Here is a 20,169-nt window from a genome sequence, read left to right on the forward strand (position 1 = left end):
AGCGGTTAGCCCATTATACGTTTATATGCACCTGATTGGTTATTCGCAGAAGAAATACACATTTTCAGCCTGGTTTACACAGTACATCCCTGGAGAATTTCGGCTGCTGATGGCGTGACTACACGGTTCACTTCACAAGCTAACTGGGTGTGTCCTGTCCTTCATAATCAGGCGCTATTCATCCCCGTCTCGAACGACGGGGATATTGGTGTGTTCCGGCAAATGAAGAACAGGCAGGCATAAAAATAACGATTCATTCGATGAACGAATTCCCCCGGCTCAGATTTGCATCTATTTGGTTAGACTAAATTAACACGGCATCAAGAACAGCCAGAAAATCCTTTTTATTCAAATAGCCGATTACTTTAATATCGGGAATCTCATTACCTTGACGATCTAGAAACAGAATACCCGGTGGTCCAAATAATTTAAAGCGTTTCAGTAATGCGCTATCGTCTGGTGTTCCCGCTGTGACATCAATTTGCAGTAACACGACATCTTGTAATCGTGACTGTACCTTGGCATCAGACAGCGTGAAGCGTTCCATTTCCTTGCATGAAACACACCAGTCGGCATAAAAATCGACCATGATATATTTATCTTTTGCCAGACGAATAGATTCATCCAGCTCGGCTATTGTTTTAACCCGTTGGAATGGCAGATGTCCGCCAGCACTCGCAACGATTCCGCTGGTGCCTGCGGCATTCATGTCGGATAGATTAAATTTTGAGAGGGGTTGCAGGATATCGCGGTTACCGGATAGCACGCCGGCTAATAATGCTATGCCCGTCAGTAGCGCAATGACACCGACACCTTTGAGGAATTTTTTGATGCCGGGTGCTCTTTCTGGCAAAGGATCAATCGCATGCAGATAGATGGCCGAAATAATTAACAGGGCTGACCACATTAGCATATGCACTACTTCTGAAATGACAGGTGAAACCAGCCAGATTGCGACACCTAATAGCAATACGCCGAAAAATTGCTTAATGGACTCCATCCACGCACCTGCTTTGGGAAGCAGTGCGCCGGCAGAAGTTCCCAGTAACAGGAGAGGAACACCCATGCCCAGCGCCATAACAAATAGCGCAGCACCACCTAATACGACGTCACGTGTCTGGCTGATATAGAGTAGTGCACCGGCCAGAGGAGCTGCCACACAAGGCCCCACAATCAATGCAGACAAAGCGCCCATGCCAAATACGCCGGTTAAGTGCCCCCCTTTAAAATGACCGGCTTCTACAGAAAGCTTGCTTTGCAGAAATACAGGTAACTGAAGGTCATAGAAGCCAAACATTGAAAAAGCGAGCAGAATAAAAATCAGCGCGAAGGTAGTCAATACCCAGGCATTCTGCAGCGCGGCGGATAACATGGCACCAGAGAGCCCTGCGACAACACCTGCAGCAGCATAAGTAATGGCCATGCCCAGGACATAAACCAGCGCCAAAATAAAACCCTGATTCCTGGTAAGGTGTAATCCTTTGTTTGCGATGATTCCGGATAGGATAGGAAACATAGGAAACACGCAAGGTGTAAAGGCGAGTAAGAGGCCAATACCAAAAAAGCCGGTCAGAATAAGCCAGAAATTGCCTGTCTCAAACATCTGCCCGATTTTGAAGGTTTCTGTCTCAATTGCGGGAGATGGTGGCAGCGACTGAAACAATTCTGTTGTGGCTTCGGACTGGGCGGCGGCGGCCTCGCCACTGATAGTTTCGGCAACAAGATTTGTCGCTGCTGTTATTGCCGGCAACGTGAGCGTGATCACCTTGCTGATAGGCGCGTAACAGACGCCAATGGGTTCATTGCAGCCCTGATAGGTTGCAGTCAGTGTCAATGACTGTTCTTCGGCCGGTATTGCTCGATCTAGAGAGAGAATGGCTTGAAATGGCTGATAATAAACTTCGGTCTGACCAAAAGTGAGGTCATCTTTCATTTTTCCCTGAGGCAGGGCCATTTTTTTTATAGATGTGGTACTGTCTTTGGGTTCAAAGGCAACTTTATCCCGGTAAAGATAATAATCTTTTGCCGGCTCAAAACTGGCAATAAGTGTCTGTGCGTCACGAACTGTTATCGATAGCTTAAATGCTTCATCTGGCGGCAACAGGGCTTGCTGATCCTGCTGACCCAGATTGATGCCCAGTTTTTGCAGACCATCCAGCAGGCTGAAAGCCCTTCCTTCTTCGGCAGAGACAGGGGTGCTGGTTAAGCAGAATAACAATAGGAAATATGGAATAAGGCGCATGATTAGAATAGCTCAGTCTGATTTGTTTTTTATATCTGGTTTGGAATCACTGGTTTCATTGGCAAGCCATTGCAAATAAGCAGGCAAGCCTTTGTCTACAGAGACAGCAATTACTTCGGGGAGTTCATAAGGATGCAACGTTGTTATAATGCGTTCTACCTGACTATAGTGTTGTGCTTGGGTTTTAATTAAAACCGGTATTTCATTAGCAGTTTCAATATTATCTTCCCAGCGATACACCGAGGTACACTCGGCCAGTATGCTGACGCAGGCGGCCAATCGCATCTGAACCAGTTGTTGTGAAAGCAAATGGGCACTTTCTTTGTCAGGAAGATGAGTGATAATTAATATAGGTGTCATAACGTTCAAAGGTGTCAGATGAAAACCACCAATATGCTTGATATACAGATTTTAGCGTAGTATCGCATGGTAAAAGATATTTATTGCAATGGAGCAGGGGCTTACATAAGTGGAAGAAGCCTGCATGTCGATAAAGGTTAATACACTAAAAGAGATAATATTATGATTAAAAGATTGTTCTGGTTGCTGCAAATACTCACTTTCGCGTTTCCCGTCATTATTTTTATTACTTATATTCTTATGGATGAAGGCGATCAATTTACATCTGAGCACTATTTTCTAACCGGATTGAGCGCCATTCCTTTCTTTATTGTGCAGTTATTAAAGTTTATTTTTGCAGGTGCAGATGAAGAATCAAAGTAGTGTCAGTATCGGTTACCAGCAATACGGATTCTGATATCGAATAAAATACGGATTCTGATATCGAATAAAATACGGATTCTGATATCGAATAAATTAGCTTTAAACTGACTTGTTTACTGACAAGACGAGCTGAGCTACCGGATCAATATAAGCCGCTTGTCTTGTCTTTTGTGACTGAATGAAGAAATTGGCTATGTTTTTTATTGCCTGATATAATATTGCCCCCTTGTCGTGTTAACTGACCGACTTAATCCTAAGGACTTGCTCTCTATGTCTCGCCCTATCCGCAATATCGCTATCATTGCTCACGTTGACCACGGTAAAACCACTTTAGTGGATAAGCTATTACATCAGGCAGGTACCTTTGCCTCACACCAGCATATTTCTGAGCGGGTGATGGATTCCAATGATATTGAGCGTGAGCGAGGGATTACCATTCTGGCCAAAAATTGCGCGATCGATTATGAAGGCGTGCATATTAATATTGTGGACACCCCCGGGCATGCTGATTTTGGCGGAGAGGTGGAGCGTGTTTTATCAATGGTGGATGGCGTTCTTTTACTGGTGGATGCGGTTGAAGGCCCTATGCCGCAAACACGTTTTGTGACGAAGAAAGCGCTGGCATTGGGATTGCGCCCGATAGTGGTTATCAACAAAGTAGATCGTCCGGGCGCTCGTCCTGATTGGGTTGTGGATCATACTTTTGAGCTATTTGATAAACTGGGTGCGACAGAAGAACAGCTGGATTTTCCGGTAGTTTTTGCTTCCGGATTAAATGGTTATGCCACGTTGGATCTGAATCAGCCGCATAAAGATATGCGTCCGCTGTTTGACACGGTTCTCAAACATGTTCGATCGCCGGAGGGTAATCCTGATGAGCCCTTGCAGTTACAAATCAGTGCATTGGATTATTCCAGTTTTGTTGGGCGTATTGGCATTGGCCGAATCAGTCGCGGACGACTGAAACCCGCTCAGGATGTCTTGGTGTTAACGGGTGATAAGACGCCGAAGAAAGCCAGAGTGAATCAGGTTTTGGGTTTTCATGGCCTGGAACGCGTTCAGATGACCGAGGCCTTGGCGGGAGATATCGTATTGATTAATGGCGTAGAGGAAATCAGTATCGGCACTACACTGACTGATATTGATCATCCTGAGGCCCTGCCGATTCGTGTTGTGGATGAACCCACACTGACGATGACTTTTCAGGTCAATAGCTCTCCCTTTGCCGGACAAGAAGGAAAATTTGTGACCAGTCGGCAGTTACGTGAGCGTCTGGAAAAAGAATTGCTAACAAATGTAGCCATGCGGCTGGAAGATACCAAAGAAACCGATTCATTTCTGGTTTCTGGCCGTGGGGAACTGCATCTTACTATTTTGCTGGAAAATATGCGCCGTGAAGGTTACGAGCTTGCTGTTTCTCGTCCGCATGTAGTCATCCGCGAGATTGACGGGGTGAAGTGTGAGCCGTTTGAAATGCTGACGGTCGATGTGGAGGAGTCCCATCAAGGCGCAGTAATGGAAGCATTGGGTGCTCGTCGGGGCGATTTGCTGGATATGGTTTCAGACAGCCGTGGACGGACAAGACTGGATTATCGTATTCCCGCACGTGGTTTAATTGGCTTTCAGGCTGATTTTATGACGATGACACGCGGAACAGGTCTCATGAGTCATGTGTTTGATGAATTTGCGCCGATGCGGCCTGAAATTGCACCGCGCAGAAATGGCGTATTGATTTCGGCAGAAAAAGGTGAGGCGGTTGCTTATGCCTTGTGGAAACTACAGGAGCGCGGCCGTATGTTTGTGAATCCGGGCGATCGTTTGTATGAAGGCATGGTCATTGGTATTCATAGCCGTGACAATGATTTGGTTGTGAATCCGATCAAAGGTAAACAATTAACCAATATTCGTGCTTCAGGAACGGATGAAGCGGTGAGTTTAACGCCCCCGGTTCACCTTACGCTGGAATCCGCTATCGAATTCATTACAGACGATGAACTGGTTGAAATTACACCTAAAAACATTCGTATCCGTAAGCGTTATCTGTTAGAACATGAACGCAAACGTGCGTCACGCACGGCGGGCTGATTTTACAAGAGAATCACGCTAGCCTGTAGCTTTACGTCAACTCCCGTTTTCATAGCGTCAGAATAGAATGACGGGAGGTTTTGCCAAAAATTACCTCTGAAAATTGATTTCTACAGCGCAGCGATCTTCGACTGTGCGTAAAAATGCTTGACTGCAAAAAAGCCGTGTCGTTATAAAGCTTTTTTGCAGATTGTACTGAATCCCTTATCAGCTTCCAATGAAAGTGGCGAGAAGCGTTAATATAAAAGCAGTAATAAACACGCATGCCATCAAATACTTCACGTTTATTCTGCTCATAGACACGTTTATTTCCTGCAGCAATCATCATTTTTCTATCATCGAACGATACTTCGATTAAACAGCGAGACCTTTGCAAAACTCCAATAGTTGAAAAATTAACTCTTTATAATCAATAGACAAGAACTTCTGGCGAGGACTTTTGTAAAAGTCTCAGCAGATGTGTTATCGATTGATGCTCCATCACGCAACGATCCCAAATATGCGACCGACTACTGCGGTTAAACCCATAGCCAGGGCACCCAAAAAAGCGACTCTGAAGGCACCAATCATAATGGATGCACCGCCCGCTCGTGCTGCAAGGCCCCCCAGGAATGCCAGAAAGAAAAGCGATAAGACTGCAACTGCGACTATCAGATAGTAACCCGGAATAATCCAGGCCACCGATAAGGGAAGTGCAGCGCCTACTGTAAACGCCCCGGCCGAATAAACAGCCGCTTGAACAGGGCGTGCGCTCGCATTTTTCGATATACCGATTTCATCTCTGGCATGTGCTCCCAGCGCGTCGTGGGCCATTAGCTGTTCAGCAACCTGTCTTGCTAAGGCTGATTCCAGCCCTCTATCCTGATATATTTTTGCAAGCTCATCTTTTTCAGACTCAAGGTTATCCTCTAATGATTTTTTTTCTAATGCCAGATCGGCATTTTCTGTATCTGATTGTGAGCTTACCGATACGTATTCACCGGCTGCCATCGACAGGGCACCGGCTGCTAATCCAGCAACACCGGCAAGTAAAATATTTTCTTGTGTGGTGTTTGCAGCGGCAACACCAATAATGAGGCTGGCGGTAGAAACAATACCATCATTTGCACCTAATACAGCGGGACGCAGCCATCCTACACGATGTGATTTGTGTGCTTCACTGTGCGTCATCCATTATCCTTTTGAGGTCGTGCGTACTTGATATAACCGTTCATCATTATAGCGGCTCTGCTGCAAAAAACAGGGCAGCCGTAATCAACGCTTTGATCTATTTTATCATCTCAACTTCCGGAAAACCCCGGTCTTAAGGCCGGGGATGGATAGGGAGTCAGCTTCGCTGATACTAAAGCCTGTTTTTTCACCTATTTCTGTTACAGTGTGTTAATGGAAATTAAGCGCGCATACAAATTCAGGTTTTACCCAACTTTTGAGCAAGAAACTATTCTGGCTCAAACATTCGGGTGTGCTCGGTTTGTCTATAATCGCATGTTGCGCGTTCGTTCTGATGCTTGGTATACCGAGAAAAAAAGAATCGGGTATCATGCTACCTCCTCTTTGTTGACCGAGTTAAAAAAAGAGCCTGAATTTGAATGGCTGAACAAAGTTTCCAGTGTTCCTGTGCAGCAATCTCTCCGCCACCTGCAAGCGGCATTTGGTAATTTCTTTGCCAAACGAGCCAAATACCCGTCATTCAAAAGCAAGCATGAGAAGCAATAGGCTGAATACACGTCCAGCGCCTTCAAGTGGGACGGTAAGTCTCTGAAACTGGCGAAGATGAAAGATCCACTGAATATTAGATGGTCGCGCACCCTTCCTAAGGCAACAAAACTAACGATTGCAACAGTCTCTAAAGACTCAGCGGGTCGATACCATGTTTCTATGCTTTGCGACGACTCTGTTGCGCGAAAGCCAAGGGTTAGCGGCAAAGTCGGCATTGACTTAGGATTAACGCACTTCGCTATTCTTTCTACGGGCGAGAAGATTGCGTCTCCTAACACGCTACGAAAGAATGAAACCAGGCTTGCTAAGCTGCAACGCAAGCTATCTAAAAAGCGCAAAGGGTCGGCCAATAGACAAAAAGCCAGACTGAAAGTAGCGCGACTACATGCAGGAATTGCTGATGCTCGTAAAGACTTTCTACATAAACTCTCAACACGGCTAGTAAGCGAAAACCAAGTGATAGCTGTAGAGTCTTTAGCTGTTAGCAATATGAAGAAAAATCGTTGCCTCGCAAAATCAATTTCCGATGCAGGATGGGGTGAATTTGTGCGGCAATTAGAATACAAGTCGCTGTGGTACGGGCGAGAGCTTGTAGGTATTGACCGATGGTATCCAAGCAGCAAACGCTGCTCGGGATGTGGGCATACCGTAAACAAGATGCCTTTGAATGTGCGTGAATGGACTTGTCCGGAATGCGGATCAATCCATGATCGAGACATCAACGCAGCGCGTAATGTTTTGGCCGCTGGACTGGCGGTGTCAGCCCTTGGAGAATCTGTAAGTCCTGTTTGCATTTAGGTGCGCCCGGGTTGGATTCGTTGAATTGGGAATCCCCTTCGTTTAGGGAGGGGGAGGATGTCAAAAAGAAACGGCCCAGAAAGTAGATCTGGAATCCATTGAGAAGCTATGCTTGCTGTTTGAGTGTCAGGTAAGCGACTTACTTGAGCTGACACAATAATAAACAAGGTTGCCCGTTAAAAGATAAAGATCATTTGATAAGGCGTTTAACGACACCTAGTAAACGAATAAAAATAGGAACAACAGCATGACAAGCAACCAACAACGCGCCGCCCTTCAACGCCAAATCTGGTCAATCGCTAATGATGTACGCGGCTCAGTAGATGGCTGGGACTTTAAACAATATGTCCTCGGCACCCTGTTTTACCGCTTCATCAGCGAAAACTTTGCCCTCTATATTGAGGCCGATGACGATAGTATTCATTACGCCCAGCTTAGCGATGAGGTGATCACGCCAGCCATCAAAGACGACGCCATTAAAACTAAGGGTTACTTCATCTATCCCAGTCAGCTGTTTGCCAATGTCGCAAAAAAAGCCAACAGCAACGAAAGCCTGAACACCGATCTCGCCGCCATTTTTGCCGCTATCGAAGCCTCGGCCAGTGGCTACCCCTCCGAAGGCGACATCAAAGGCCTGTTTGCTGATTTCGATACCACCAGTAACCGCCTCGGTAATACCGTTAAAGACAAAAACCTTCGTTTAACGGCGGTACTGAAAGGCGTGGCAGGCTTGGATTTTGGTCATGATTTTTATGAAAAGAGTGATGCCGCCCAGATTGACCTGTTCGGCGATGCTTACGAATTTCTGATCTCCAATTATGCCGCCAATGCCGGTAAATCGGGTGGTGAATTTTTCACCCCGCAGCATGTCTCCAAGCTGATTGCCCAGCTTGCCATGCACAAGCAAACCAGCGTCAATAAAATTTATGACCCGGCTGCCGGCTCCGGCTCGCTGCTGCTGCAAGCCAAAAAACACTTCGACGCCCATATTATTGAAGAGGGCTTCTTCGGCCAGGAGATCAACCACACCACCTACAACCTTGCCCGTATGAACATGTTTTTGCACAACATCAACTACGACAAATTCAATATGCAGCTGGGCAATACCTTAACAGACCCGCACTTTTTGGATGACAAACCCTTTGATGCTATCGTCTCCAACCCGCCGTATTCCGTGAAGTGGATAGGTAGTGATGATCCCACCCTGATCAACGATGATCGATTTGCCCCTGCCGGTGTGCTTGCACCCAAATCCAAAGCTGACTTTGCCTTTGTACTACACGCGCTTAATTATCTATCCAGCAAGGGCCGTGCTGCTATTGTTTGCTTCCCCGGTATTTTTTACCGTGGCGGTGCTGAGCAGAAAATTCGCCAATATTTGGTGGATAACAACTATGTGGAAACCGTGATTTCGTTAGCGCCCAACCTGTTTTTTGGCACCACCATCGCCGTGAATATTTTGGTGCTCTCCAAACATAAAACTGACACAACCACCCAGTTTATTGATGCCAGTGGTTTGTTTAAAAAAGATACCAATACCAACACCCTGACCGATGCACACATTGAACAGATCATGCAGGTGTTCGATAGCAAAGCGAATGTGGAACACTTCGCCAAATCCATACCGTTTGAGAAGGTGTCCGCCAACGATTACAACCTATCGGTCAGCAGTTATGTGGAAGCCAAAGATAGTCGCGAAGTGACCGATATTACAAAGCTCAATGCCGAGCTAAAAACCACAGTCGCCAAGATCGATCAACTGCGTACCGATATTGATGAGATTGTGGCGGAGATAGACGCATGAGCAGTACGAGCTTTATGGAAAGACTGCTTGATGGGATTGAGATGGGCTGGCCAGCATTAGGGGATCTTTGTGAGAAGATTTCGTCGGGGAAAAATAAAGAAAAATGTGAAGATGGATTGTATCCAGTATTCGGTTCAACTGGGGTTATTGGAAGAACAAACAATAAAGGCTATGAAAAGGTACAGATTTTAGTTGCTAGAGTTGGCGCTAATGCTGGGCGAGTAAATATCGCCCAAGGAGAATATGACGTTTCAGATAATACATTAATTGTTCAAAACAAAGAAAATATTATTTTGAAATACTTATATTACTATTTGGTAAATATAAACCTAAACCGAATTGCTCAGGGGGCTGGTCAACTATTGATTACAGCAGGCCAACTGAAATCGATCCAAATCCCCATTCCCTGCCCAGAAAACCCAAAAAAATCGCTAGAAATCCAATCTGAAATCGTCCGCATTCTGGACGCCTTCACTGAGCTGACCGCTGAGCTGACCGCTGAGCTGACCGCCCGCAAAAAACAATACAACTACTACCGTGATCAGTTGTTAAGTTTTGAAGAAGGGGAAGTGGAGTGGAAGACGTTAGGGGAGGTTTCGTTACCTACAAGTAATATTCGCTGGCGAGATACAAACAAAACATATCGCTATATTGATTTAACGTCCGTTAGTCGTGAAAGTAATGCGATTATTGAAACATCAGAAATTTCAGCAAAGAATGCACCAAGCAGAGCACAGAAGTTGGTTGAAAAAGATGATGTTATTTTTGCAACTACTAGGCCAACTCAATTACGACTTAGCTTGATCGATGAAGAATACTCTGGTGAGGTTGCAAGTACAGGTTATTGCGTTTTGAGGGCTAAAAGCAATGAGGTTTTGCCTAAATGGATTTACTACTACCTTTCCTCAACTAACTTTAAAAACTATGTTGAAGAAAATCAAAGTGGTGCTGCATATCCTGCTATTTCTGATGGGAAGGTGAAAAGTTTCATAATCCCCACTCCTCACCCAGCAGACCAAGCCCGCATCGTCGCCATCTTGGATAAGTTCGACGCCCTAACTAATTCCATCAGTGAAGGCTTGCCCCGCGAAATCGAGTTGCGCCAAAAGCAATACGAGTATTACCGCGATTTGCTATTGAGCTTCCCCAAGCCAGATTCAGAGGTAGCGGCGTGATATGAGCAAGACGCTAACGGAAATACACTGCCAAGGATGTGCCCTATGCCTAACCTAAGCCTGCAAGACCAAACCACGGAGTTTTTGCTTTACACCGTGCCCAGTGGTGAGATCAAAGTGGAAGTGTTGCTCAGTGGTGAGACCCTCTGGCTGACCCAGAAGCGTATGGCAGAGTTGTTCGGCGTCGGTGTGCCGGCCATCTCCAAGCACCTGAAAAATATTTTTGCAAGCAATGAGTTACAAGAAGAAGTGGTTGTTTCCATTTTGGAAAATACCACTGAACACGGCGCGGTGGCAGGACTCACCCAAACCCAGCAAGTCAAATACTACAGCCTCGATGCTGTGATTTCGGTGGGCTACCGGATCAATTCCGCCCAGGCCACCCAGTTTCGTATCTGGGCCACCCAGCTGATTAAAGAGTACATCATCAAGGGTTTTGCCATGGATGATGAGCGCCTGAAAAATGGCCGCTATTTTGGCAAAGACTACTTCCGCGAGTTGCTAGAGCGGGTACGCTCCATCCGCGCCAGCGAGCGGCGCATTTACCAGCAGATTACCGATATTTTCGCCGAGTGCAGTATTGATTACGATCCAAAATCGAAAACCACCCAACAGTTCTACGCCCATGTGCAAGACAAGTTCCATTTTGCCATTACCGGCCATACCGCCGCCGAGATTATTTCGCTGAAGGCCGATGCTAACAAGCCCCTGATGGGCATGAGCTCCTATAAAAATGCGCCAGAGGGGCGCGTATTAAAATCAGATGCTACGGTGGCCAAAAATTATTTAAGTGAAGATGAAATAAAACAGCTGGAACGCGCCGTAGCGGCGTTTTTTGATTATATCGAAGGGATCATTGAGCGGCGCAACACCTTCACGATGGAAGGCTTTGCCGAGAGCGTGAACAAATTCCTCGCGTTTAATGAGTACCAAATTCTTGAAGGTTACGGAAAAGTGTCGCGCAAGTTGGCAGAGCAAAAGGCTCATGCGGAATACGACAAATTCAACAAGCAACAACGCATCGAATCAGACTTTGATCGGGAAGTAAAAAAACTGCTGAACAAAAAGGATAACGAGGCATGACGGATTATAAAGTCATCGCTGAATCGAACAACTTTATCGTTCTGGATAAATACAACAAAGATTGGAAAGTGGCCGACAGCTACCAGAGCGAAGATGCGTTAGAGTGCGAGTTGATTCAGGATTTGCAAAATCAGGGCTATGAGTACCTGCCTGGTCTGAGCAACCCGCAGGCCATGCTAGCCAATGTGCGCGTGCAGTTGCAAACCCTCAATAGCGTGACGTTTCTTGAGGGCGAATGGCGCCGCTTTGTGGAAACGTATCTCGATAAGCCCAGTGATACCATCCTGGATAAAACCCGCAAAATCCACGATGACTATATTCACGACTTTGTATTTGACGATGGCCGCATTAAAAACATTTACCTGCTGGATAAAAACAACATCGCCCGCAACAAAGTTCAGGTGATCAAGCAGTTTAAACAAACCGGCAGCTATGCTAACCGTTATGATGTGACTATTCTGGTGAACGGCCTACCGCTGGTACAAATCGAGCTGAAAAAGCGTGGCGTCGCCATTCGCGAAGCCTTTAACCAGGTGCATCGTTACAGCAAAGAGAGCTTTAACAGCGCGGATTCGCTGTATAAGTACTTGCAGTTGTTTGTCATCTCTAACGGCACCGACAGCCGCTATTTTGCCAATACCACCCAGCGCAACAAAAACAGCTTCGACTTCAGCATGCACTGGGCGAAGGCCGATAACAGCCTGATTAAGGATCTAAAAGACTTTACCGCTACCTTCTTCCAGAAAAACACCCTGCTCAATGTGTTGCTGCATTATTCGGTGTTTGATGTGAGTGACACATTACTGGTTATGCGCCCCTACCAGATTGCGGCCACCGAGCGTATTTTGTGGAAGGTGAAAAGCACTTATGAGGCAAAAAACTGGAGCAACCCGCAAAGTGGCGGTTTTATCTGGCATACCACCGGCTCTGGTAAAACCTTAACCAGCTTTAAAGCCGCGCGTTTGGCTACCGAATTGGCGTTTATCGACAAGGTGTTTTTTGTGGTGGACCGAAAAGACCTAGACTACCAGACGATGAAAGAATACCAGCGCTTTTCACCCGACAGTGTGAATGGCTCAGACAGCACCGCAGGTTTAAAGCGCAATCTGGATAAAGATGATAACAAGATCATCGTCACCACCATCCAGAAGCTCAACAACCTGATGAAAAACGAAGGCAATCTGCCCATCTACAACAAGCAGGTGGTATTTATTTTTGATGAATGCCACCGCAGCCAGTTTGGTGAAGCTCAGAAAAACCTGAACAAGAAATTCAAACGCTTCTATCAGTTTGGCTTTACCGGCACGCCCATCTTTCCGCAAAACGCTTTAGGTGCGGAAACCACCGCCAGCGTGTTTGGCCGCGAACTGCATTCCTATGTGATTACCGATGCGATACGCGATGAGAAAGTGCTCAAGTTCAAGGTCGACTACAACGATGTGCGCCACAAATTTAAGGCGATTGAAACTGAACAGGATGAGAAAAAACTATCTGCCGCTGAAAACAAAGAGGCGCTGTTACACCCAGAGCGTATTCGCGAAATTTCCCAGTACATTCTGAACAACTACCGCCAGAAAACTCATCGCCTGCAAGCCAATGCTAAGGGCTTTAATGCCATGCTTGCCGTGAGCAGTGTGGATGCAGCTAAGCTCTATTATGAATCGCTGAATAAGTTGCAGGCTGAGAGCGAAAAACCGCTGAAAATCGCCACCATATTTTCCTTTGCTGCCAATGAAGAGCAGGATGCGGTGGGTGATATTCTGGATGAAAGCTTTGATGTTTCGGCCATGAATAGCAGCGCCAAAGAGTTTTTAAACTCTGCGATAGGCGATTATAACGCCTTCTTTAAAACCAATTTCAGTGTCGATAGCAACGGCTTCCAGAATTACTACCGTGATTTGGCTAAGCGGATGAAAACCAAGGAAATCGATCTGCTGATTGTGGTGGGTATGTTCCTTACTGGTTTTGATGCTCCAACGCTCAATACGCTGTTTGTGGATAAAAATCTGCGTTACCACGGTTTGATGCAGGCCTTTTCGCGCACCAACCGCATTTATGACGCCACTAAAACCTTTGGCAATATCGTCACATTCCGTGATCTGGAAATGGCCACCGTGGATGCTATCACTCTGTTTGGTGATAAAAACACTAAAAACGTGGTGTTGGAAAAGAGCTATAAGGAATACATGGAAGGCTTTACCGATGTGGTGACCGGTGAAGCCAGACGCGGTTTTATGGATGTGGTGAGCGAGCTGGAGCAACGCTTTCCTGATCCGAGCGCCATTAAAAAAGAGTCCGATAAAAAAGACTTTGCCAAACTCTTTGGCGAATACCTGCGGGTAGAGAACGTGTTGCAAAACTATGATGAGTTTGCCAGTCTGAAAGCCACGCAAAGCCTTGACATGAACGACCCCGAAGCGGTTGAAGCGTTTAAAGCAGAACATTATTTGGATGATGAAAAACTGGCTGAGTTACAGACCATACGCCTGCCAGCCGAACGTAAGATTCAGGATTACCGTTCTACCTACAACGACATCCGCGATTGGCAGCGCCGTCAAAAATCAGCAGAAGAGAAAGCAAAATCCACCATCGACTGGGATGACGTGGTGTTCGAGATAGACTTGCTGAAATCCCAGGAGATCAACCTGGATTACATTCTTGAGCTGATTTTCGAGCACAACAAGAAAACCAAAAGCAAAGCCGATCTGGTTGATGAGGTGCGCCGTGTGATTCGTGCCAGTCTCGGCAACCGCGCCAAAGAAAGCCTGTTAGTGGATTTCATCAATCAAACCGACCTCGATCAGATTGGCGAGAAGTCCAGCGTGATTGAAGCATTCTTTTCCTTTGCCCAAGTTGAGCAGCAACGAGAAGCCGAGGAACTGATCAACACAGAAAGCCTGAATGTGGAAGAAGCCCGACGCTATATCACCAACTCACTCAAGCGGGAGTACGCCAGCGACGCAGGAACAGAGCTTAATGCCATTCTGCCAAAGATGAGCCCGTTAAACCCACAATACCTCACCAAGAAACAAAGCGTGTTTCAAAAGATCGCTAGTTTCGTTGAGAAATTCAAAGGTGTGGGTGGAGAGTTTAACTACCGACAATCTGACCGAGAAAGATTTGGTGAATTACGCCTATAGCATTCGAGACAAAATCAGCCAGAATGCCTTGGTCATGAAGCAAATTGCCAATAACTCACCAGAACAGGCGATGCTGGGAGCCTTCACCAAGGCCGTGGATGATGCTGTTATGGATAGCGGTGAGGCGTATCAGAATCAGATGATGCAGTTGTTATCTAACCCCGAAAAATTGGCTGGGTTTGCCAAGCTGGTGTTTGATTCTCTGGAGTTGACGGCGCCTCAGAAAATGGAAAATAAAGCACGCTAAGCGGTTTCAACAAATTCATGACTGGGTTAGTTTCGGAATTAAGCGAATATAGATCAGCTCGCTGATTAACTCGACAAGTGTTTGTGTAACGACGATGGCTGGCAATACGGGTATGGCTCCAGGCACAGCAAGCGCGAGCGGCAACACCACCAGCGAATTTCGCGTGCCGGCGCTGAATGCAATAGCACGGCCAGCCGGTACGTCAAGGCGGAACAACCGACCCACCAGCCACCCTAGAAAGGGAGCAATCGCCGCAAAGGCAATATAGATTGGGATCACTTGCAAGACCACATTGATCGCAGACTGGAGTTGTGGCACTACAGCCGCGATGACCACGAACAAGACAAGCGCCGTCGCAGGCACCGGGAGCAATCCTAGCCGGGTAAATACCCACTCGCCTGCTCGAGTCCGAATTGCCCAAAATTGGACAAGACCAGCAAGTACAAGCGGAACCGCAATGAGCCAAACAAACGCGTGAACGAACGGACCGAGCTGCACAAGGCTAGTTGCATCCTTTCCAAGAAACAGACCGAGATAGATCGGTAGCAACAGCATTTGTACGATCAAGAGCGCGGGCGTTGCCGCCAGCAACAGGCGCGCATTGGCGCGACCAAGGTGCGAAAAGGCCACAACGTAGTCAATGCAAGGTGTAAGCAGCACTAACAGCACACCGAGAAACACCATTGGATCGGGCGGCAGAAACTGCACTAGAAGTGCTACAAGCAGGGGCACCATAACGAAATTCGTAATGAGCAATGCTGCGAAGAATTTAGCGCAAATGAAGGCCCGCCCGAGATCGACAAGGGGCACTTGCAGGAATGTCACGAACAACATCAATGCAATTGCTGGATTAACGCCAGCCCCAAGAACAGTTGTTCCAGGCACGAACATGGCAATGGCCGCTGCCAGGACTACCGTGGCAAAGTAAACGCTGATTTGCCTATTTTCCAGGAACTCCCTGAGTTTTTGCATACTTCTCGGCTTCGCTTAAATGCCGGGTTGACTATAGCTCATTCGGATTTTGCAAAGGTTTCAAATGGTCAATTTGATTCAGAAAGTTTCCTTTGCGGGTGCGACACACGACATCAAAATCTGAGAAGCTCACAATACACATTTATCTTATTGATTAAAAGCAGTATTTTATCACAAAGAGCAGTCAAATATGCCGTCTACCGTGCAAAGGTCTCTAGATATTATCCTTGTTTGGGCAGCAAAGAATCATTGTAATGGATAAATACCGGCAATTTTTCCTGCAAGGCGTGCGGCAGAAACCTGAGATATGGTCGAATCTGAAAGGTCAGATTTATTTAGGGGATAAGGATTTTGTCGCGGAGATGCAGAAAAGGATCGGCAAGGAAAAGTACGATTTAAATATACCCAAGCAGCAAAAGCGGCCGATCGCAATACCTTTGCCTGAGATTGCAGCACAACACAAAGACCACGCAACGGCAATTATTGCAGCCTGTAAAACAGGTGCATACAGCCAACGAGAAATCGGAGAGTACTATCATTATACCCAACGATAATTGAGATTGTTCTTCGCAAGAGCAAGAATCCTTGATTCTAGACCTGACACCTTTTTTGCGTGGATGATAAAGACCGCTGCATAACTGGTTATCTCGGGCTGGCAAGGTTTTTAAGTGTTTGATTTATCAATACTGCAAGTAATCAGAAAAGCTCAAAAACATAGTTATGCAGCGGTCTTTGATATTTATCGCTAAAAAAAAGAATTAGTGTCATTTAATTCTAAAGATTACAAGTTGAGATCTTTGCAAAACTCCAATAATTTAAAAATTAACTATTTATAATCAATAGTCGGAAACTTCTGGCGAGGGCTTTTGCAAAAGCCTCTATACATACATTTTCTTGATTATCGACCTGACCCCGTTATTTGTGTGACCCCGTTATTTGTGCGAACAATATCAATGCAATTGCTGGATTAACGCCAGCCCCAAGAACAGTTGTTCCGGGCAGGAACATGGCAATGGCCGCTGCCAGGACTACCGTGGCAAAGTAAACGCTGACTCGCCTATTTTCCAAGAACTCCCTGAGTTTTGCATACTTCTCGGTTTCGCTTAAATGCCAGGTTGACTATAGCTCGGTATCGGCACAAGATACGCCAAAAATACCACTTCATTTCTCACCGCTGTGCAAGGCAGATGTATCGCTTTCTGGGTAGAAATCTCATGACTGTACTATCTAATTACTTGAGGACCAGTTTTGGGCATCCATTATAAGACCATTGTGTCACCGTTCCGGTTGAATCTGTAACGAAAGTTTTCCTACATTCATGTATACCATATTGATCCGAGCTAAGTGTGGACCACGTATATGTCGAACCGCCATCAGCTCGTGAAATTCTGGAAGATGGAGCCCCCCACGAAGCGGTAAGATCATCAACAGAGTAGCCAATCCATGAGTTCATTATGCTATTCGTAGATGTGCAAGCGGATATGGACATAACCATAATCAAGGCTATTGCTTTAAATATTCTCATAAAATATTCCTGAGATTGTTTTGTGTTTTAGCGAAGCGCCACCGCTTATCGAATGCTAGGCGCATTACTGTTATAAACACTACTAACGTCCATCCGTTGTTTTTCTTGAGCGCAGCATTTTAGTGTATGTCTTTTTGTGTCTACGTTGTGTCGATTGCAGCCATAAAAAACTGGTGGGCCTTTTCGTGAACAAGCCACCAAGAGGAGTAGTCCGTCCAAGTACTACATAAAGGGGAAAACTCTCTTTAAACAGAGGAAAAACCTCATTTTTTTCCAAAATGGCACGCATAACAAATGTCATTTGGACATTTCTTCCATTGCCACAGCAAGTTTACGCAGTTGTGCAGAGGTCTTTATCAGAGCTTAACAACTTGTCCAGTTTTGCGGTACCACTTCAGTCACGACGAACAGCTTAAATGAGACGACCCACCGACGCCAAACAATTCCAGTGGCTTCAGCCTATAGTATTTCTCTTCCACGTCCTTCGATTGCTCGGCGTATGGCTGCGTCATGACCTTCTGCAGTTCTTGAATTAAAGAGTAGTCCCCCGTATCCGCTTGCTGATACGCAGGCACCATGAACCATTCCCGCAAACTGTATTTTGGGTTGACGAGTTTCATCTGACGAGAAAGCGCCTCACGGGAGCAAGGTTGAGTGAGTGACTTCCATTTTGTGAGCCACGTTGACCATCGTTTGTCCATCTCTTCCGAGTCTGCATGATACGTCGAGCTCTTGTAGAAGCTTTTTTTGAGTAAGCCAATATCGTCGGGCACCATCGAGAGCTCGCGGAAGAACATGGTGTAATCAACAGACGTTTGCTCCATCAGTGTTATGAGTTCGTTGAACAACGTCGCGTGAAAAGCGCCAAGACCAAGTTTGGCAGCCCACATCTTCTCCATTTGTGCTTTCATCACCTTCGGGAAAGCACTTTGGATCTCGTCGAGTTGCGCCAGGCAGTCCTGATGCGCCATCAGCAACGGCCGCAATGCCGAACAAAACATGTGGAAGTTGCGTTCTGCTGCCACGGGTTGGTTCAGGAACGAGTAATGATGTCCACCCCCCGTCCATGACTGGTAATGCCGATTGAACATATCGCAGAATCCGAATGGGCCGTAGTCGAGTGTGAAGCCGCCAGCCGCACAGTTGTCACTGTTGAAGTTACCTTGGCAGTAGCCGACGCGGATCCAGTTCGCCACAAGTGAGGTGAGTCGGTTGAGGAATTCACGGGCAAGCAACACCACTTTTTCGGCGGTCGTTAGTTTCTGGTCGATGACGTCATCGTACTCACGATCGATCAAATGCAACACAATATGCTCGAGCTCCTCCATCGCTCGTGGGTGTTCCATCTTACGGGCACGGCGACCGAAGAGCTCGAGTTGACCAACCCGGATGAACGAAGGTGCCACGCGTGTCGAGATGGCAACCGCCTCCGATACAAGCATGTCCGGATCCTGCGAGCGTGAACCCTCCGAGTACCATGGCCGGCGGACCTTCTCCGTTTTTGAAACGTACAAACTCAAAGATCGAGACGTTGGCACCCCGAGCGCATGCATGTGCTCCTGTGCCAGAAACTCCCGGACACTTGACCGCAGAACGGCCCGCCCGTCGGCACCACGGCAGTAGGGTGTCCGGCCACCACCTTTTAGCTGCATTTCCCAGCGCTGACCGTTGATGACGGCCTCAAGCACTGAAATTGCACGCCCGTCGCCGTATCCGTTGCCGGTTTGGAACGGGCATTGCTGGTAATATTCGGTGCCAAAGATGGAAAGTGCATAGCCACACGCCCAACCGATCTTGCGCATCGGCTCCGGCACGTGCGCGATGTCGCCGGAAAACACGCGGACGAAGTCGGCCGATTTCGCCATGCTGTCTGCAAAGCCCAGTTCGCGAAAAAAGTTTTTACTGTGCGCCACGTACTTGGGGTCTTCAATTGGTGTGGGGTTGACGGGAACATAGTGGCCTGTAAAGACTTGCCGCGGCGTGTGGTCGCGTCCGTTTACTTTCGCGTCAGGGTCGCAGTTGAGAGAATCCATGAACGAATAATTCGCCAATTTTGCAAGATCATCAAGGGTCGCGATGATAGGGGATGTTTCCTGGATCAGTGGCTTTATCATAGGGACTCCTCATGCGTGGACCAGGGGGATATGTACCGGGGAACTATAGAAAGTGATGGCATCGCGCAAGTGAGTATTTTCTCAGAGGCGGAAGCGCCGGTAACTGCTTTCCCGGTTACTTTGCCGTGAAAATCAATTGATAGGGATACTGCTAACGTTATGAAGAAAAACAAATGTTCTGAAGTATATAAAATCGAGGCTAAGCCTAAAGCAGCTAAAGTGATCATTCCAGCAAAGGCAAGAAAACGGCCAGCCCCTGCATAGCAAGCCGTACGCACGCCATAATATTTGCCATTGGCCAAAGCCATCAAGTTATTTGGGCCGGGCGACAAATTTAACACAAAATAAGCTGGGATAAATAACAAAATCTGTAAAAAAGTCACAAACACAACACCTTAAAAACAAGCTCAAGGCTCAATAAAAAAGGCATGGAGCTCACCAGGTAAATCCTATGCCTTTAAAATTAATATGGCACAAGGCAACAAATCTCTTTGCGTTTGACCAATGTTACAGCGTTGCCAGAGGGAATGCGAAACCTTGCT

The 20,169-nt window shown here is 46.7% G+C and carries 17 protein-coding genes and 1 pseudogene; 11 read left to right on the forward strand and 7 right to left on the reverse strand.

Annotated elements, in window-relative coordinates:
• Nucleotides 1-304 precede the first annotated feature (304 nt).
• Complete coding sequence (gene dsbD / locus BUQ89_RS00330) at nt 305-2,242, reverse strand: protein-disulfide reductase DsbD (RefSeq protein ID WP_028462227.1); 1,938 nt, start codon at nt 2,240-2,242, stop codon at nt 305-307.
• A gap of 12 nt (nt 2,243-2,254) precedes the next feature.
• Nucleotides 2,255-2,602, reverse strand: a complete 348-nt coding sequence (gene cutA, locus BUQ89_RS00335; RefSeq protein ID WP_051537685.1) for a divalent-cation tolerance protein CutA — start codon at nt 2,600-2,602, stop codon at nt 2,255-2,257.
• 162 nt (nt 2,603-2,764) lie between these two features.
• On the opposite strand from cutA, the gene BUQ89_RS00340 reads away from it, so the two are divergent.
• Entirely contained in the window at nt 2,765-2,965 is a 201-nt protein-coding gene (locus tag BUQ89_RS00340) for a hypothetical protein (RefSeq protein WP_143071276.1), read from the forward strand.
• Between the two features lie 270 nt (nt 2,966-3,235).
• On the forward strand, nt 3,236-5,050 hold the full coding sequence (gene typA, locus BUQ89_RS00345) for a translational GTPase TypA (RefSeq protein ID WP_028462224.1): 1,815 nt from the start codon (nt 3,236-3,238) through the stop codon (nt 5,048-5,050).
• Nucleotides 5,051-5,530: 480 nt separating this feature from the next.
• On the opposite strand, the gene BUQ89_RS00355 is transcribed toward typA, so the two are convergent.
• Complete coding sequence (locus tag BUQ89_RS00355; RefSeq protein ID WP_028462222.1) at nt 5,531-6,220, reverse strand: VIT1/CCC1 transporter family protein; 690 nt, start codon at nt 6,218-6,220, stop codon at nt 5,531-5,533.
• Nucleotides 6,221-6,433: 213 nt separating this feature from the next.
• Here BUQ89_RS00355 and BUQ89_RS13785 point away from each other — a divergent pair, with 213 nt between their 5' ends.
• The 8 genes and pseudogenes from BUQ89_RS13785 to BUQ89_RS00390 all read left to right on the forward strand — a co-directional run bounded on the left by BUQ89_RS13785 (nt 6,434) and on the right by BUQ89_RS00390 (nt 15,016).
• A complete protein-coding gene (locus BUQ89_RS13785) occupies nt 6,434-6,766 on the forward strand; it encodes a helix-turn-helix domain-containing protein (RefSeq protein ID WP_218612725.1) in 333 nt (110 codons plus the stop codon).
• A 42-nt stretch (nt 6,767-6,808) separates the two neighbouring features.
• A complete protein-coding gene (locus BUQ89_RS00360) occupies nt 6,809-7,567 on the forward strand; it encodes an RNA-guided endonuclease TnpB family protein (protein WP_281250616.1) in 759 nt (252 codons plus the stop codon).
• A gap of 76 nt (nt 7,568-7,643) precedes the next feature.
• Nucleotides 7,644-7,727 (forward strand): annotated as a pseudogene (locus BUQ89_RS14430) (helix-turn-helix domain-containing protein); the annotation flags it as partial.
• 87 nt (nt 7,728-7,814) lie between these two features.
• Nucleotides 7,815-9,371, forward strand: coding sequence for a type I restriction-modification system subunit M (locus tag BUQ89_RS00370; RefSeq protein WP_028462221.1), 1,557 nt, complete (start codon nt 7,815-7,817; stop codon nt 9,369-9,371).
• A complete protein-coding gene (locus BUQ89_RS00375) occupies nt 9,368-10,546 on the forward strand; it encodes a restriction endonuclease subunit S (RefSeq protein ID WP_028462220.1) in 1,179 nt (392 codons plus the stop codon). The genes BUQ89_RS00370 and BUQ89_RS00375 overlap by 4 nt, the downstream gene beginning before the upstream one ends.
• Before the next feature lie 45 nt (nt 10,547-10,591).
• Nucleotides 10,592-11,629 carry a virulence RhuM family protein gene (locus BUQ89_RS00380; protein WP_036573718.1) on the forward strand — a complete coding sequence of 346 codons (1,038 nt, stop codon included), beginning with the start codon at nt 10,592-10,594 and terminating at the stop codon, nt 11,627-11,629.
• Nucleotides 11,626-14,769, forward strand: coding sequence for a type I restriction endonuclease subunit R (locus BUQ89_RS00385; protein ID WP_051537678.1), 3,144 nt, complete (start codon nt 11,626-11,628; stop codon nt 14,767-14,769). The genes BUQ89_RS00380 and BUQ89_RS00385 overlap by 4 nt, the downstream gene beginning before the upstream one ends.
• Nucleotides 14,770-14,803: 34 nt before the next feature.
• Nucleotides 14,804-15,016, forward strand: a complete 213-nt coding sequence (locus BUQ89_RS00390) for a hypothetical protein (RefSeq protein ID WP_218612728.1) — start codon at nt 14,804-14,806, stop codon at nt 15,014-15,016.
• A gap of 15 nt (nt 15,017-15,031) precedes the next feature.
• On the opposite strand, the gene BUQ89_RS00395 is transcribed toward BUQ89_RS00390, so the two are convergent.
• On the reverse strand, nt 15,032-15,988 hold the full coding sequence (locus BUQ89_RS00395; protein WP_028462217.1) for an arsenic resistance protein: 957 nt from the start codon (nt 15,986-15,988) through the stop codon (nt 15,032-15,034).
• Nucleotides 15,989-16,242: 254 nt separating this feature from the next.
• Here BUQ89_RS00395 and BUQ89_RS00400 point away from each other — a divergent pair, with 254 nt between their 5' ends.
• On the forward strand, nt 16,243-16,542 hold the full coding sequence (locus BUQ89_RS00400; RefSeq protein WP_051537676.1) for a hypothetical protein: 300 nt from the start codon (nt 16,243-16,245) through the stop codon (nt 16,540-16,542).
• Between the two features lie 361 nt (nt 16,543-16,903).
• Here the strand turns inward: BUQ89_RS00400 and BUQ89_RS13355 are convergent, their stop codons facing one another.
• From BUQ89_RS13355 to BUQ89_RS13365, 3 genes are all read right to left on the reverse strand, one after another.
• The gene (locus tag BUQ89_RS13355; RefSeq protein ID WP_177183610.1) at nt 16,904-17,056 is read right to left on the reverse strand and encodes a hypothetical protein; all 153 of its coding nucleotides are present in this window, start codon (nt 17,054-17,056) and stop codon (nt 16,904-16,906) included.
• A gap of 855 nt (nt 17,057-17,911) precedes the next feature.
• Entirely contained in the window at nt 17,912-19,627 is a 1,716-nt protein-coding gene (locus tag BUQ89_RS00405) for a protein adenylyltransferase SelO (protein ID WP_028462216.1), read from the reverse strand.
• Nucleotides 19,624-20,010: a LysE family translocator gene (locus BUQ89_RS13365; protein WP_143071278.1), complete on the reverse strand. Its 387-nt coding sequence runs from the start codon at nt 20,008-20,010 to the stop codon at nt 19,624-19,626. Before BUQ89_RS13365 ends, BUQ89_RS00405 begins: the two co-directional genes overlap by 4 nt.
• Between the last annotated feature and the right edge of the window lie 159 nt (nt 20,011-20,169).

It is taken from the genome of Nitrosomonas cryotolerans ATCC 49181, from assembly GCF_900143275.1.
Lineage (GTDB): Bacteria > Pseudomonadota > Gammaproteobacteria > Burkholderiales > Nitrosomonadaceae > Nitrosomonas > Nitrosomonas cryotolerans.

Bases quoted from the DNA above. Each gene is read 5' to 3' on its own strand.
- BUQ89_RS00375 (WP_028462220.1), top strand. From the start codon at position 9,368: ATGAGCAGTACGAGCTTTATGGAAAGACTGCTTGATGGGATTGAGATG.
- BUQ89_RS00395 (WP_028462217.1), bottom strand. From the start codon at position 15,988: ATGCAAAAACTCAGGGAGTTCCTGGAAAATAGGCAAATCAGCGTTTAC.
- BUQ89_RS13785 (WP_218612725.1), top strand. From the start codon at position 6,434: ATGGAAATTAAGCGCGCATACAAATTCAGGTTTTACCCAACTTTTGAG.
- cutA (WP_051537685.1), bottom strand. From the start codon at position 2,602: ATGACACCTATATTAATTATCACTCATCTTCCTGACAAAGAAAGTGCC.
- BUQ89_RS00380 (WP_036573718.1), top strand. From the start codon at position 10,592: ATGCCTAACCTAAGCCTGCAAGACCAAACCACGGAGTTTTTGCTTTAC.
- BUQ89_RS00370 (WP_028462221.1), top strand. From the start codon at position 7,815: ATGACAAGCAACCAACAACGCGCCGCCCTTCAACGCCAAATCTGGTCA.
- BUQ89_RS00405 (WP_028462216.1), bottom strand. From the start codon at position 19,627: ATGATAAAGCCACTGATCCAGGAAACATCCCCTATCATCGCGACCCTT.
- BUQ89_RS00385 (WP_051537678.1), top strand. From the start codon at position 11,626: ATGACGGATTATAAAGTCATCGCTGAATCGAACAACTTTATCGTTCTG.
- BUQ89_RS00390 (WP_218612728.1), top strand. From the start codon at position 14,804: ATGAAGCAAATTGCCAATAACTCACCAGAACAGGCGATGCTGGGAGCC.
- typA (WP_028462224.1), top strand. From the start codon at position 3,236: ATGTCTCGCCCTATCCGCAATATCGCTATCATTGCTCACGTTGACCAC.
- BUQ89_RS00400 (WP_051537676.1), top strand. From the start codon at position 16,243: ATGGATAAATACCGGCAATTTTTCCTGCAAGGCGTGCGGCAGAAACCT.
- BUQ89_RS00355 (WP_028462222.1), bottom strand. From the start codon at position 6,220: ATGACGCACAGTGAAGCACACAAATCACATCGTGTAGGATGGCTGCGT.
- BUQ89_RS00340 (WP_143071276.1), top strand. From the start codon at position 2,765: ATGATTAAAAGATTGTTCTGGTTGCTGCAAATACTCACTTTCGCGTTT.
- dsbD (WP_028462227.1), bottom strand. From the start codon at position 2,242: ATGCGCCTTATTCCATATTTCCTATTGTTATTCTGCTTAACCAGCACC.